The sequence below is a fragment of the Rhizobium sp. 862_C5_N1_2 genome, assembly GCF_051811205.1.
GTDB lineage: Bacteria > Pseudomonadota > Alphaproteobacteria > Rhizobiales > Rhizobiaceae > Rhizobium > Rhizobium leguminosarum.
This window is the reverse complement of sequence record NZ_JBPWPT010000001.1, coordinates 3,278,426-3,292,582: the sequence shown is the minus strand read 5'-3', so window position 1 is coordinate 3,292,582 and position 14,157 is coordinate 3,278,426. Positions and strand designations below refer to the sequence as shown.

The following is a 14,157-nucleotide window of genomic DNA, read 5'->3' as shown; positions in this document are numbered from 1 at the left end:
AGATCATCTTACTTAGGAGGAAAGCCACACTTCATATCGGTTCTCGTAAAGGACTTACATTTGCAACTAGACTTTTGCAATGCAGGCAAATCACTGTTCCCGCCAATGGTTGTAACCCACCCACCAATCAGAATTGGAGAAGACCGTGCTGCAAACTGCCGATAGTGGGCAACCGTCCTCGACGGCCAGACCAATGCATGAATCCGAATTCGCATCGCATGATGGCACTCGACTCTTTTATCGGGCGTGGCCTTCGACGGGCGCTGCCCCGAAGGGCGTAATCATTCTTCTCCATCGCGGCCACGAGCATAGCGGCCGCGTCACCCACCTTGCCACCGAGCTCGGCCTCGATGATTTTTCCTTCTACGCCTGGGACGCACGCGGCCATGGACGCTCGCCGGGAGAGCGCGGCTATTCGCCATCCTTTGCTGCCTCGGCGCATGATCTCGATTGTTTCGTCCGCCATGTCAGCGAGACAAGCGGTACTGCTGTCGAAGACATCGCCGTCATTGCGCAGAGCGTCGGCGCGGTCCTCGCCGCCACCTGGGTGCACGACTATGCGCCGCCGATCCGTGCGCTCGTGCTTGCCTCACCGGCCTTCAGCGTCAAGCTCTACGTGCCTTTCGCCAAAGAAGGCATTGCACTCTGGGAAAAGGTTAAGGGGACATTCTTCGTCAATTCCTATGTCAAGGCGAGGTTCCTGACGCATGACCCCGAGCGCATCGCCTCGTACGAATCCGACCCATTGATATCTAGGCCAATTGCCTCCAACATCCTGTTGCAGCTCTATGAGGCGGCAGCCCGCGTTGTCGGCGACGCCCGCGCCATCACCGTCCCGACCCAATTGCTGATCTCCGGCAGCGACTGGGTGGTGCGACACGCGCCGCAGCACCGGTTTTACGAAAATCTCGGCAGCCGGATCAAGGAACGGCATGTGCTTGCCGGCTTCTACCATGACACGCTTGGCGAAAAGGAGCGCGCGATTGCCCTGGCCGAAGTCCGCCGTTTTATAGACGCGCGTTTCGCCGAGCCCCGGGCGCCTGCCAACCTTTGCACCGCCCATATCCAGGGCTATACAAAGGACGAGGCCGACCGGCTCGCGAGCCCGCTGGGCGCCACATCCCCACGTGGCATCTACTGGGCGCTCAGCCGCCTCAACATCAAGATCGGTGCTTTGGTGTCTGAAGGCATAAAGACAGGGGTCAAGACCGGTTTTGATTCCGGCTCGACCCTCGATTACGTCTACGAGAACAAGCCGCGCGGGCTCGGTCCCGGCGGGCGATTGATCGACAAGGTGTTCCTCGATGCGATCGGCTGGCGCGGCATCAGGCAGCGCAAGCTACACTTGCAGGAACTGATCGACCGCGCGCTGCAGCGCCTGAAAGCAGTCGGCCGCAATACCCACATGCTCGACATAGCGGCCGGGCACGGCCGTTATGTCCTTGATGCGATCGAGACAGCTGCCGTGCGTCCCGATAGTGCGCGGTTGCAGGACTATTCCTCCATCAACGTCGATGCCGGCCGCAAGAGCATTGCGGCGCGTGGACTGAGTGATTTCGTCAGCTTCCGCCAGCAGGATGCCTTTGACTGCGAGGGGCTGGCTGCAATCACGCCGGCTCCGGATCTCGCGATCGTCTCCGGCCTTTACGAGCTGTTTTCCGACAATGCGATGATCGCCGCGTCGCTCAACGGGATCGCCCGCGCGATGCTGCCCGGTGGTCTGCTTGTCTACACCAACCAGCCATGGCATCCACAACTGGAGATGATCGCCCGCGCACTGACCTCCCACCGCGGCGGCGAGGCGTGGGTGATGCGACGGCGGACGCAAGAGGAAATGGACCAACTGGTCGCCGCAGCCGGTTTCCGCAAGATCGAACAGCGCATCGATCAATGGGGCATTTTCACTGTCTCGCTGGCCGAGAGAGTCTGAGGGCAAAGCGTGGAGAGGGCACGTTCTACTTTTTCCGCGGCAGCACCGGTCCCGAAGCGGGCGGCGCTCTGGCTCGTCTTCCTGGGACCGTTCTTCTATCTGAGCTATGGCGGCGCCAATTGGCTGGCATCGCAACGCGCTCATGTGCCGAACGTCGCCTTCGCATGGGAAAGCGCCATTCCGTTCCTTGGATGGACTATTATTCCATATTGGTCGATCAATCTGTTCTATGCACTCTGCCTGTTCATCAACACGACGCCGCGCGACGTGGATATGCTCGCGCGACGTTATCTGACGATCCAGATAGTAGCCGTCGCCTGCTTCGTCGCGTTTCCGCTCGAAGCGACTTTCGTGCGGCCGGCAACGAGCGGCCTGCCCGGTTTCATGTTCGCCGTCCTCGGCGGCTTCGATAAGCCGTTCAACCAGGCGCCGTCGCTGCATATCGCACTCCTGGTGGTGATCTGGGATCATCTGCGCGGCCGGTTGCCGCGGAAGGCACGGCTTCTTTGGCACCTTTGGTGCCTCCTGATCGGTGTCTCCGTGTTGACCACGTGGCAGCATCACGTCATCGACATACCGACCGGCATGCTGCTCGGTCTGTCTGCCGTCTGGCTTTTTCCGCGCGATGCCGGGTCGCCTCTCGCGAACTTTACGATGAGCGGCGATCCAAAGTCGCGCCGTCTCGGCATCTATTATCTGTGCGGTGCCGTCGCATTTCTCGGCCTTGGAGCGCTCTGCACGCCTCTATCGGCCGCAGCGCTTCTGTTGCTCTGGCCGGCTGTTGCGCTGGCGATCGTCGCAGTCGGATATTTCGGCGCCGGCCCGCAGATATTCCAGAAACGCATCGATGGCCGGGCCACGCTTGCCAGCCGCTGGCTATTGGCACCCTACCGGCTCGGCGCTCTCATCAACATTCGGCTCTGGACCCGGAGAATGCCGGCTTCTGTTGTGATCGCTGACGGCGTCCATCTCGGTCGTTTTCCGCGTCGCCACGAGGCCGACCGTTTTGCCACGGTGATCGACATTACCGGCGAACTTCTGCGCCCCGGCGGGACACGCGCGCGCTGGTGCAGCTTTCCCACCCTTGATCTTACAGCCCTCGACAAGATCCAGACGCTCGCCGCAGCGAACCTCGTCGAGGATGCGCGCCAGCAGGGACCGGTCCTCGTCTGCTGTGCGCTAGGTTTCCAGCGGAGCGCCTGCGTCATCGTGGGCTGGCTGCTCATCAGCCGACGTTGCGAAAATCCAGCCGAAGCACTGCGGCTGATCGAACGGGCGGGGTGGCGCGTTCATCTGCCGGCGGAAAGTATCCATGCCATAGCGGAGGGCGTGCAATGACGCAGTGGAATACCACGGCCTCGGCGGCTGCGCGAAATCTCGGCCGCAATTCAATCTTCTGCGGGCTGACAGCGCTGTTGCCACTGATTGTCGGCCCGGTCACCGTGGGATATCGAGGCCTCGCTCCACCGCTCGGCTGGCTTTTGATGCTCGTTTTCTGCGTGATTGTTCTTGCGCTGGCGATCCATCTCCTCTTCGATGCGCTGTTGTTTCGGCTCGCGGCGAGCCACGAGACCGAGACGGCCGGTCTTGCCGCCGTCGACGACCTGTTGTCCCGAATGCAGCTTCGCAAGCCTGACGGGATACCGCCTGACCTCGAGAGGCGGATTGCCGGATCGCGCCGCATCGTCTGGCGGCAGCGTTTTGCGCTCGCCGTCTCTCTCGTGATTTTCGCGATCCTTCTGCTCGATGCGATCGATGGGCAGCCGCTCTGCTGAATACGACGGCAGGCGATAGATGCGGGTGCTCTCCGGCATGCGTCTGGCAGGTCTTGCCCACGCCATCAGGGACGTTCAGCCAGTGCCGATTTCTCTCCTTGAGCCTCTTTGCTGTTATCTGGCGTTCGAGGTGGAATACCAGAAACGGACGCCCGGACAGCATGCTCTTCAGAATCGTGTGCTCAATGACTCAGCAATCGCGACGGCGATTCCGGGATTGGTGACTCTCCCAAGCTGGCTTCTCAATGAGCAGGCGGCTCACAAAAGGCAGGGTTTTAAAATATACCATTGAAAACATTATATAATTTTCAAATCATACCCGATAAAATGTCATTCCTGTCCTGTCAGATACGACACGAATTCCGAAAATTTCCGGAGAATAGGCACAAAAAAACCCCGGCTTGAGATGCCGGGGCCTGGTTTGGACTAGAATTCTGCCTGATTATGACTTGCGAGTTTCCGCTTTGTAGCTCTCGATTTCAGAGCGGCGATAGAGGGTTCCGTTTCTGCGCTGACCGATCGCGCGCACTGGGTGAACGCCTGCATTTTCCAGCGCGACCTTCAAGTTCCGATGCGGCATCCATCCAGCCGACGCTTCCGAGAGGGTGATGTATTCACGGCGAAACGCAGCGTAGGCTTCGTGCTCAACCACGTAGTAGGGAACGCCGTTCAAGCTCTGGGTGACTTTCTTCAGTTCGAACAGACCCGAATAGAAAAGCGGCTTGCCAACCGCATATGTCAGCCCGAGTTCACGCAGGAATTCGTGGCACTTCACGCCGAGCGATGGCGGCGCGAAGGCGGCTCTTGTCTGCTTCACATCCACCAGCAGCCGATCGACGCCAGCACGCGAGGGGTCCTTGGAGAGGTATCTTTTCGACACCTTGTCCTGCAGGATCGCTCCCAAAATATCGACTATTGAGCAGACTGCCTTGTGGGCAGCCACTCCCAACGGCACCAGGTCAGGCGACTCGTCACGCACTTCGAGACCTCCGGTCAGCTTTTCCATAAGCTCGTCGACAGCCTTCCGAGAGAACTTCGGTTTCTGCTTCTTCAAGGGCTTCGGCTTCTGTGTCAGCAAGCCTGCCTTGACCATCTTCTGCACTGTCGGAAGTGTCAGGCCCAGCCGTCTTGTAATCGCTTCGATATCGATGTCATCCTGGTACTCGGCTACGGCTGCCTCGACGTGCGAGACGCGGCACATGACATAGTTGTCCGATTTTCGACGATCGGCCGTGCTCAGAACACCATGCTGCTCGAGAATTCGACGAAGTGTCCGGCTGTCGATACCTGTTTCACGCATTGCCGTGTGCGCGGTATGCCATGTGCGGGTGCCGCCGCCGCCGATGAACGGATCCTCGGGGCCGATCGGTACCTCCGACATCGCGCAGTCTCGCACGAAATCGATCAGTAGGCGCAGCGCAGGCACTTCAACGTGCTTTGTAAGAAAGCCCTGCAGTTCTCCGTAAAGTGCGTACCCCTTCGAAAATTTGTTGCGCCTGATGAAGTCCTTGTTCACTTTCGAAAGACATCCGCGGAGCTTGCGCCTGTCCGCCAACAGCTCAAACCCGCTCAGACGGAGGTCGCGCGACACTGAGACCCGGCCAGTGAACCTAAGGTCGGGATCGTTGGCCAATCGTTCGGTGCGTCCAGCGAGGATGCAGAGCTTCTGCGCCATGGGGTACGGCAGCCCATGCAGGAACTCCATGGACGGGGCCGATCCGGTAGCCAAGCTCTCCGCGAAATACAGGTCGTATGCATGAGGCGGAGCCTCCGAGCACGTCGCAATGGCACGCTCCACCTCCGCCCTATTCTTGCGGAGGTACATCGCGAAGTCGAAACGGTCGCTCTTGGGGTATCGGAAAGAGGACGTGAAGATCGGAGTGCCGTGTTTGACGCAGATCTCGTTGAAGCTCAGAAGCCAATCCCAGCGAACGTGTGGTCGAGCTTCCCAGCGTCCGTATCCGCTACGGATCTCGCTCTCGATGCAGCGCGGGCAGAAACGCGGGTTGCTAAGGTTCAGATGCCACCCGTTGAACTCACGGTCGCCGTATTCAACGATGGTGCCTCGTACGTGAAGATTGCGCGAGGCGAGCGTTTCCGTGTCGATGCCGGTGAGAACGGAAAGCCCGTCGAGCGTCCGGGGGTGCAGTAGATGGTGATCCTGGCGGAAGTTCATATGCCGAAGGAAGTCGCGGATGCTTGGGGCGGCATTAGCCGCCACAAGCCTGGATACGAACATCTGGAGAGGTTCCGTGTTCGCAAGGATGGGCACATGTGCGAGACGAGCCATGTTCAGGCCTCCTTCTTCCTGGATCTTGAGGGCTTGGTCTCGCGCGGTGCCTTCGCGATAACGTGGGCCAGGGACTGGCGAGGATCGACCCTCTCCCAGTCGTTGACCAAGAACACGTTGGCGGAGGGTCGGCAGCCGAACTTAAAGGCATAGTCGGCGGCATAGTGCTTGATCTTCACCGCGGGGCCTGATGCGGTCCCGGCAGGCTCGTTTTCATGCTCGGTCTGAGCGCGCTCGGTAGCTCCCTGGATGGCCTGGATGATGGTTCCGCACGCACCCTGGTAGGCGTGGATCAGCCTGTGCGCGAAGTCGATCGAGTCCGTCTCGCCGAGCAAGACGCCCTCGTCCCTCACCATGTGCTGCTGGAGGGCAAGCAGTGCCTCGGCATCCGGGCGGGTCATCTGCTTGAGTTCCACTACGAAGCTGCGATTCCGGAGCTGGGCGTCGCCATCCTCGGGCGAAAGGAAAAGACCGAGCGACGGCACGCCGGAAAGGATCATGTGCAAGGGCCATCCGGGGATCTGCAGGAGACTCTTGATGATGTCCGACACGTTCTGGATCTCGTTCGTCGTCGTCCCCTTCATCACATGCTGCATCTCGTCGATGTGCATGAAAAGAATGCGGTTATTCCGAATGGTCGCCTTCAGAAGGTCGAACAATTCCTGCTCAGTGAGCTTGTGGGAGACGTTCGGGTAGCCGCATGCCTCCAGTGCCTTTCGAGCGAACCCTTTCAACGTGATGGGGCGTGGGCATTCGAACGAGACGAAGGGCGTTACCAGTTCTCCCGAAGGACGTCGGTAGGGCAAGAATTCCTTGCGCTTGGGAATGTGGAATTCCATTGCGCGGGTCTTTCCGCTGTCGGACTCGCCGATCAGGAACAGCGCTCGCCGCTTGCCGGACTCCCCGAACGCTGCGGCCGCGGCATTTTCGCAAAGCTCATCAATGCCATTTGCGATCAATGCGTCCTTGGGCATCGTCACGTACCGTGCCTGCTTTTTGCCACGGCGCTCGGCACTCATCCGTCTCTCGGGGCTCAGGGTCGCGAGAAGGGCGAGGGCTGCTTCGTGGAACTGCGGCATGCCGTCGTCGATGACGGGCGTCCCGGTCTCGATGGCGGGCGAGACGAGCGGGCCGTCGTTGGAGACAGAGGCAAGTGCGGTATTGTTAGAGGACTGCGTAGTCATGGTGGTGCTCCTGTGGAGTTGGTAGGATTGGATTTGCTTCAGTAGAGGTGGCTCGTCAGGAAGCGGCGCGAGAGGCGCGGCAGCCGGAATTGTCGAGGGAGGTCTTCGCAACCTCGACGAAGCTTGCCAGCGCTAACGGCGCTGGTGCCTCGATGAAGGTGCGAGGCGTGGGGTCGCGGTACTCTTACTGAGAGCTGTCGCGAACGCGGTGGCGGGAAGACGGCGGAATACTACGGGCGCAAGGGCCATGATTTTTCTCCTGGGTTGATAGTGGTCTGACCCGCGCATCAAGGGGCGCGGGCCGTTTTCTGCGAAACGTCAGCCCTCGATCGAGAACGAGAACCCGCTCTGCTCACCGCCATATCCGAGGCCGGACTCTTCCAGTTCCGGGGCGGCTTTCGTATCATCGAGGTAGGCGTCGACCTCCTTCTTGTTGCGTGCAAGGAAGCGAAACTCCTCGATGGAGGTCGTCAGCGGGTCATGGGCGATCGCCAGCGGCGCAAGCTCCTTGCCGCTCAGAACGTCCATCGTGATCTCGCGAGCAAAGCGCTCGTGTTCGACCTTGCGATAGGCGGCTTCGCTAGGGATGTCGGTTCCGAGTTCGGCACGGGCTGCTGCGGCGATGCCGGCTTCGCGTAGATCATTGATCGCCTTGAGCATCGTGGAGAGATTGATCTCAACGTTCTTCGCGTGGGTCTTCGAAAGCTCGGTCATCGCCTCCGTCCACTCCCACACGCTGACGCCTTCCGGCAGATGCTCCGCGGTGAGGTCACGCCACTTGAAGCCGTCGTGGAAGGAGATCGTCCGCAGGCTGAAGCGGTCGATGCGGACCTTCACCTCGACGCTCGGGGAATTCGGCAAGGCCGCGCGTTCCGCCCAGAGGCGTTCGAGCTCGCGTGACTGATAGTGGATACCAAGGAAGACAATTCCGCGGGCGGAAACCTTTCGCTTGATGACGGTTCCGAACATGACACGGCGCTGGCGCTGGCTCAGCGGAGGGAGCATGGCGTATTCGCGCGACAAGCGCATCCAAGCATTAGCCGGCGTCTCTCCACCAAGACCCGAATGCGGCTGGTGGTGATAGATGTCGACGATCGCACGGGTCAGGAAGCGGCAGACTTCGTCCACGTTGAGAACGGCGTTTCCTTCGCCATCGTAGTCACCCTTGGCGTAGACGCTGGAGAACGTGCGGCCATCGAAGTAGGCGAGGAACTTCTGTCCGAACGAACGGAAGACGGATTCAATGGTGCCACGTGCCGACGCCATGCCTGCCGGCGGGATCGTGTGCACGCAGTGGAGCGCTGCCACGGCCTGACGGAAGCCGGTGTCGATGAATCCCGCTCCAGCGTCGGTGACAAGCTCACGGGGAACGAATGAATGGATCCAACGGCTCTCTGCGCCCGCTACTTCCGCGATGTGCTCCTTCTCGGTGACGATCATTTCGAGCGCCGCGATCGACGAATGTGAGGAGTTCGCGCGGGTGCTGAACCGGAGAGCAACGATGCAGCGGGTTGCAACGTCGATAGCGACGGTGACCCAGACGCGCACCTTCGTCAGTGCCTCGCGCTGCTTCTCCGTCAACGTCAACCAGACCGGAGTGAGGATGAACCAGGCGTGAAGGTCTACCTTCCACTCGTCCATCTCGACGCGCTCGCCGGGTGCGAAGACCTGCAGGCCGTCGCGAACGGGAGCGAACTTCTTCTTCGCTGCGTCCTCGCCGAAGCGGGCCGCGTGAAGGAAGTACTCGCCCATGCCCTTGATCAAGGCCTCGAACGAATTGCGGGAAGGCATCTTGTAAAGGTGGCCGCCCTTGGGGCAGGCCTCGTTGCGCTTCTTGATCTCAGCCTGGAGCAAGCCGAAGCAGAAGCGCATCGAGGGACGCTTGTCGGTGGCGTACTTCTGGGAGAACTCCGTCCAGAGGCGGAGGTCGGCCGGATGGGCCTTCGAGTAAGAGCCGGGCCCCTTGCGACGGCTCACCAGCACGGCCGGATCGCAGCCGCCCTCAATGTAGAGATTGTAGAGACGGCGGAAGTGGCGAGCATTCGGAAGCGCTACGATCGTGTTCTTCTTGCCTGCCTTCTTGGAGGTCCATTTCAAGAGCACGTGCTGACGGGCGAGCGGCAGGACGTACTTATCCAGGCAGTCGTGACCCAGCGTAACCTTGCGCCTCCAACCCATCTCAGCGAGACGCGGATCCTTCTTACCGATGAGTGTGATGACGAAGTCGAAGGCGTCGGCGTAGACGAGGGCGCGGCGGGCCTGGTCCTCAGGGACATCGACGATGTCGCGCCCGAGCTTGAGCGGCGAGAGTTCGAGTCCCTGGCGATCCACCTCGACCTTGTTGTCGAGGTGGAGGATGTACATGGTGGCATGCGAGAACTGCTGGACGACGCCGTCCTTGTTGCGGAGTTCGCTGTAGTCCGCCGTCTGGCGGACAACCGTATAGTCGACGTTGTCGATCTTGACGGACTTGGCGTCACCCAACCAGAACATGGGCGCTGCGTTACGGGTGGCGAGTGCGTAGGGATTGTACATGTTCATTGCTCTGTTCTCCTTTGTTAGAGCGTGACGATCATGAGGGTGGTGTCTTCGATGCGTCCGGGTGCGGCAGGGCGCAGGAGACCTTCGTCGATGAGGCACCAGAGGGCAGTGCGGCGATGAGCGGGGACTTCGGCGCCTACGAAAAGGGCACGGAACGTGACCGGACCACGGACCCCCTTCACCACCTCGAGCGTCGCCTGATATTCTTCCTCGTTGCGGAGGCGGCGCGAGAGAAGGATCTCGCGTGCATTGTGCGCGGCGTCGTCGGAGGCGAACGTCTCGGTGACGAAGTTCACGTCGTCCAAGAGGCCGTTCATACCCTGCTGTTTGATGCGCAACAGAGTGCCGACAAGGTTGGTCTCGATCAGTTTCATGATCGGCTTCGCAGCGATCCCGAGACGCTTGCCGTTCCTGAGGCGCGCACAGAAGTCAAAGGTGTGCGCGTGGCGGATCCCGTAGACGTCTGTGAAGTGGCACGTCGGCTGCTGGGTCAGCAGTTCCACGATGTCGCGGTTGGTCTGAAGAATGAGCGCGGCATTGCGTTCCACCGAGCTTTCAAAGGTGAGCACACGGGGAGCATTGCTGTTCGCCACCAGGGTGCCGCGATAATTGATCGGCGACTTGGGAGCGGGTGTACGGTCACCATTGGCAGGCAGCGGTTCCGGATACTCGATGGCTTCCGTCGGCTTCCCGTAGGTGGCCGATGCCGGGATGGTGTAGTCGATCTTGTCGCCGAGGCGGACGCGGACCAGGTGGTGCTTGATGAGATGTTCGCGACGCACGAGATACTCCTTTGGCTGTCGTGAAAAATCGGCATGGCAGGTCCGGCCGCGGTGGCGATAACACCGCGTTCGGCAACTTTGATTTTCGGAAAGGGGCAGCCCGCTATGCGGGAAGCTCTAAGTTTGTAAATGTGCTCGGCGCAGAGCGCCGACACCTGCGTTCGTCATCACGCGGCCTCCTCGATGAGCGCCTTGGCGATCTCGTCAGTGAAGAACAAGCGCCATGCTTCCTCTGCGGCCCCGTCAAAGCGCCACGAATTCTTTTCGCCAAGCTCGACGAGCAGCAGTTCGAAAACGAGGTGTTCGAAACCCTCTACGCGGCAGGCGAGGCGCACCGAATTCTCGATGAGACCCTTGTCCTCGGCTTTGACCTCAACTGCTCTGGGTGCTGGCTGGCGCGCCAGACGCTCACGATGCTTCTGCTCGGCGATGCGCGCGATGACGCGGTTGGCCTGCTCGATCTGATTGAGATCGGAATCCAGGAGAGTCTGGAAGAAGTCGCTTCCAGGCGCGCCGTCACCCAGACTGACGTCTTCAGGCGAAGCGATGGTGTCACTGACACGCCAGTCCTCGAGCATTTCCAGGAAGGCCTCGTAAGTCGGAATCCCGAGCGGGGCCACATTCAGTTCGGCGAGCTGCAGGTTCAGATCGCCGAAAGCTGACATCGCACCATTCCAGAGCGCGTGTTCCTGATCCGGGCACTTCGCGGCGAGATACAGTACGTCGTCGAGAGCGTGCTGTCGCAGTTCCTCGAGGCCGAGCTTCCGCTGGACATCAGGATACTGGAGCGTGTCTCCGAGAACGTCGATCGCGTCCTGGATAAGCTCGATGGCATTGTGGTACTTCATGGTCTTCTCCTGTTTTATGACGGTAGGAAGTACGCGCCGCCGAGGTGGCGGCGCGTTTAGGTGGTCAGTGGATCTCGGCGTCGCTCGCCTCGACCCGCAGAAACGCGAGGAAGGTCTCGTAGGAAACGCACCGCAGCGGCGGGGCATCCATGGAGGCCAAGCTCAGGTTCACCTCCTTAATGGCGCTGGACATCCAGTCCCAGACTTCACGCTCAGCTCCGGGGATGTCGCGGGCAGCCTGAAGAGCCTCCTCGAGAACTTCACGTTCAACCTCTGAATGCCCCATCTCTTCGCGGATGCGGCGCTGCTCGTCCCAGTGATCAGCGATCTGCTGGAAGGTGCTCTCGATGAGCGGGTTGATCTTGGGAGTGCGGAGGACAGGCGGTTTCATGGCGTTTTCCTTTCTTGTGGGTTCGATTAGGTCAATTGAAGTTGATCTCGAGGGCCCGCGCGGCAGAAGACACGAGATCGAAGGTGTGGACCCGCCGCAGCCGGCCGAAGCGCATGTGCCGGACGAATTCGTCCGGCATGGACTTCACGATGCGGCGGAAGGTGGTGAGCGACGGCTTGCGGACCGGCACGCTGTTCCGTTCCGCGTCCTCGTCGACAAGTGCGCACAACAGCCGGTAGATCTGGCCGACGCTCGGTCGAGCTGCATCTGCGTAGGCGACAGCGGCGATCCGGAACAAGTCGATTTCGTTCCTCGTGAAGTAGCCCCAGCGCTTTTCTCGCGACCATCGACGAAGCTCCGGAATGAAGCGTTCCGGAATGCGGTCGCCAAACAGAAGGCGTGCGTCATCGTTCTGCGTCATCGCGCAGTTCCTTTCGTTCGATTCTGTGAAGAGGCCAGCAGCGGTCCTTCGCGCCCGTTGGGCGGTGAGACATGCTAGTCGAAGCGGGCATGTAGACGCCCAATCCGAGTGCCGATCCTAAGGACCAGCATCCTCAAGCCTCAATGCGAGGCCCTCGGCTCGGATGTCTTCCGGAGAAACCGGAAAGTTCCGGCGAAGCAGGCTTCGACAGAACTTGGTGTCGTCACCGGCGGCGACGACACAGCGACATCATTGTCGCGCGTGGTGGATGTGCTGGAGGGGGTCTTTCTTGGACATGCTGTTCCTCATTTTTCAAAACTAAATGGTCTTGCTGAGGGAAGGGTGGCCTCCAGGAGGTCACCGAAGTCGCATCGATGCCTTAGGCGGCTTGTTGGCCCTTCCGAGCCCGATATGTCGATGTGACTTGTTGCATGTCTTGCAGTTCCTTGATGGGTGACCCGAATTGGATCGACGGGACTGAAAATACACAGGCCTTCAAACTTGTAAATGGTGCGGTTCCAGTCTTTCGGGGCTCGAGGCCCTGATTTTCCTTAATAAAACGTAAATAAAATCCGAAGAAATAGTTACAATTATAGTTAATATCATGTGTGTTTTCCATTTGTTTACCAACATGGTCCCGGGCATTTCGTTTTGCCTGGCCATGATTTGTAAATTTCCGGTCCCGGTTTGACACGGATTCTGCGCAGTGAAAAAAGTGATAGGAACAGCAACATTTTTTCCTATCCGCCCTCTTTTAGCGGATTGAGCTGCGTCTGATCTGGTTCCAAGCGGCATTTGAAACTCGGCGATCTTCGCACTTCCGGTTGAGTGCACCGGCAAAGGGCTTCTGCGAGCGCGCTTCTTCCGGGCGACGGCACCACAGTTTGGCGGCGACGTCCAATCATCGAAACACCAGACAGTTCGTCGCTCCGTCCCTGGGTTCGAAGTCCCATCGATCCGCAGGTTCCACGAACCACTTGCGCTTGACGGGTTCGTACAGGCCTGGAAGTGGAAACTCCTCATTGATGAACATGAAATCAAGGATGTCTCGGGTCACTATCGGCATCCCATAGCGGATGGCGATCGCTGCTATAGCGGGATCACATCCGAACCTCAGATCGTCATCGGGATCACTGCTCGCCCAGAACCGTCTGAATCGGGGAACTATCGCCATCTGCGCGATCAGCCGGGAAACAGCGGAATCCATCTGAGGAATGTACACGTTCGTTTCCAGCATTCGATCCAACCAGGCGAGAAGGGGTCTCGCGCGTTCCGGGTTGATCTTGCTCAGCATCTGGCCCCCGCGTTCCAGTTCGAAAACCGCCGGTGCTGGAACTGCTACGATCCTGTCCGGGAGGGATGCCAGAAATCGTTTCACTTCCTCGACAGGTTTCGGCCCCCTGGCCTCACTCAGGACACTTGTATCTAGCAGGATATGCATGTCCTTTCCCCGGGAGCGTTTCATGCGATCGTTCCGGAAGATGGTTTACGAAGGATTAACCGCCTAGCGGCACAAGAGGAGATGATCTATCCTCAAGCCGAGAGAGGATTCGTAAGTGATGCCGCGCCAAGCCAACGAATGGACCATAGAAGAAGCCGAACTCAATATGCTCAAGCTTCTTGAAGCCGCCAGGACAAATGGACCTCAGAGGATTGTTGACCCACTGAACGGGTTCTTCATCGTCTCCCACACGAATCCTCAACCGAAACCCAGTTTCATCAAATTCCTCGTTGAAGACGGCGTCGATGAATGAACGCCATTGACTGCGGCTTGCGCTTCCAGCAGTCCGTCGCGGCGTTCCTGAGGTTTATCACTGTCAGCAAAACTCCGGAGGTGGCAAACTTCCACCCGAACCCGCACCAGTGGATTCTATGGCGGGGTGGCGCATGGTTCGAATGCAGGCGAGCAGGATCGGTATTCAGGTCGGGAAACTGCGGACGCAGAGTAGGGCGCTCGCCAACGCAAAACTCTATGTTGATGTTCGAACCTGATTG

12 protein-coding genes are annotated in these 14,157 nt (G+C 59.5%); 4 read left to right on the top strand and 8 right to left on the bottom strand.

Annotation, left to right across the window (positions count from 1 at the left end; translation table 11 throughout):
* Positions 1 to 145: 145 nt before the first annotated feature.
* Genes ACD590_RS16565 through ACD590_RS16555 form a run of 3 tightly spaced genes read left to right on the top strand, consistent with a single transcriptional unit; the run spans position 146 to position 3,705 of the window.
* Positions 146 to 1,930 (top strand): bifunctional alpha/beta hydrolase/class I SAM-dependent methyltransferase, encoded by a 1,785-nt coding sequence (locus tag ACD590_RS16565; protein WP_439003054.1) that lies wholly within the window; start codon positions 146 to 148, stop codon positions 1,928 to 1,930.
* A gap of 9 nt (positions 1,931 to 1,939) precedes the next feature.
* Positions 1,940 to 3,268 carry a phosphatase PAP2/dual specificity phosphatase family protein gene (locus tag ACD590_RS16560; RefSeq protein ID WP_439003053.1) on the top strand — a complete coding sequence of 443 codons (1,329 nt, stop codon included), beginning with the start codon at positions 1,940 to 1,942 and terminating at the stop codon, positions 3,266 to 3,268.
* Positions 3,265 to 3,705 (top strand): hypothetical protein, encoded by a 441-nt coding sequence (locus tag ACD590_RS16555; RefSeq protein ID WP_130759614.1) that lies wholly within the window; start codon positions 3,265 to 3,267, stop codon positions 3,703 to 3,705. Before ACD590_RS16560 ends, ACD590_RS16555 begins: the two co-directional genes overlap by 4 nt.
* A 442-nt stretch (positions 3,706 to 4,147) precedes the next feature.
* Here the strand turns inward: ACD590_RS16555 and ACD590_RS16550 are convergent, their stop codons facing one another.
* The 8 genes from ACD590_RS16550 to ACD590_RS16515 all read right to left on the bottom strand — a co-directional run bounded on the left by ACD590_RS16550 (position 4,148) and on the right by ACD590_RS16515 (position 13,627).
* The gene (locus ACD590_RS16550; protein ID WP_439020933.1) at positions 4,148 to 5,995 is read right to left on the bottom strand and encodes a TniQ family protein; all 1,848 of its coding nucleotides are present in this window, start codon (positions 5,993 to 5,995) and stop codon (positions 4,148 to 4,150) included.
* 2 nt (positions 5,996 to 5,997) lie between these two features.
* The gene (locus ACD590_RS16545; protein ID WP_439020932.1) at positions 5,998 to 7,179 is read right to left on the bottom strand and encodes an ATP-binding protein; all 1,182 of its coding nucleotides are present in this window, start codon (positions 7,177 to 7,179) and stop codon (positions 5,998 to 6,000) included.
* Between the two features lie 318 nt (positions 7,180 to 7,497).
* Entirely contained in the window at positions 7,498 to 9,720 is a 2,223-nt protein-coding gene (locus ACD590_RS16540) for an integrase (RefSeq protein ID WP_439020930.1), read from the bottom strand.
* Positions 9,721 to 9,737: 17 nt separating this feature from the next.
* Positions 9,738 to 10,502 carry a hypothetical protein gene (locus tag ACD590_RS16535; protein WP_439020928.1) on the bottom strand — a complete coding sequence of 255 codons (765 nt, stop codon included), beginning with the start codon at positions 10,500 to 10,502 and terminating at the stop codon, positions 9,738 to 9,740.
* A 167-nt stretch (positions 10,503 to 10,669) separates the two neighbouring features.
* Positions 10,670 to 11,350 (bottom strand): hypothetical protein, encoded by a 681-nt coding sequence (locus ACD590_RS16530; RefSeq protein ID WP_439020927.1) that lies wholly within the window; start codon positions 11,348 to 11,350, stop codon positions 10,670 to 10,672.
* A 64-nt stretch (positions 11,351 to 11,414) separates the two neighbouring features.
* Entirely contained in the window at positions 11,415 to 11,741 is a 327-nt protein-coding gene (locus ACD590_RS16525; protein ID WP_131714108.1) for a hypothetical protein, read from the bottom strand.
* Between the two features lie 31 nt (positions 11,742 to 11,772).
* The gene (locus tag ACD590_RS16520; protein WP_439020926.1) at positions 11,773 to 12,162 is read right to left on the bottom strand and encodes a hypothetical protein; all 390 of its coding nucleotides are present in this window, start codon (positions 12,160 to 12,162) and stop codon (positions 11,773 to 11,775) included.
* A gap of 901 nt (positions 12,163 to 13,063) precedes the next feature.
* A complete protein-coding gene (locus ACD590_RS16515) occupies positions 13,064 to 13,627 on the bottom strand; it encodes a hypothetical protein (RefSeq protein WP_131714105.1) in 564 nt (187 codons plus the stop codon).
* A gap of 94 nt (positions 13,628 to 13,721) precedes the next feature.
* Between ACD590_RS16515 and ACD590_RS16510 the strand changes: the two genes are divergently transcribed.
* On the top strand, positions 13,722 to 13,916 hold the full coding sequence (locus ACD590_RS16510; RefSeq protein ID WP_131714104.1) for a hypothetical protein: 195 nt from the start codon (positions 13,722 to 13,724) through the stop codon (positions 13,914 to 13,916).
* The last annotated feature ends 241 nt before the right edge of the window (positions 13,917 to 14,157 follow it).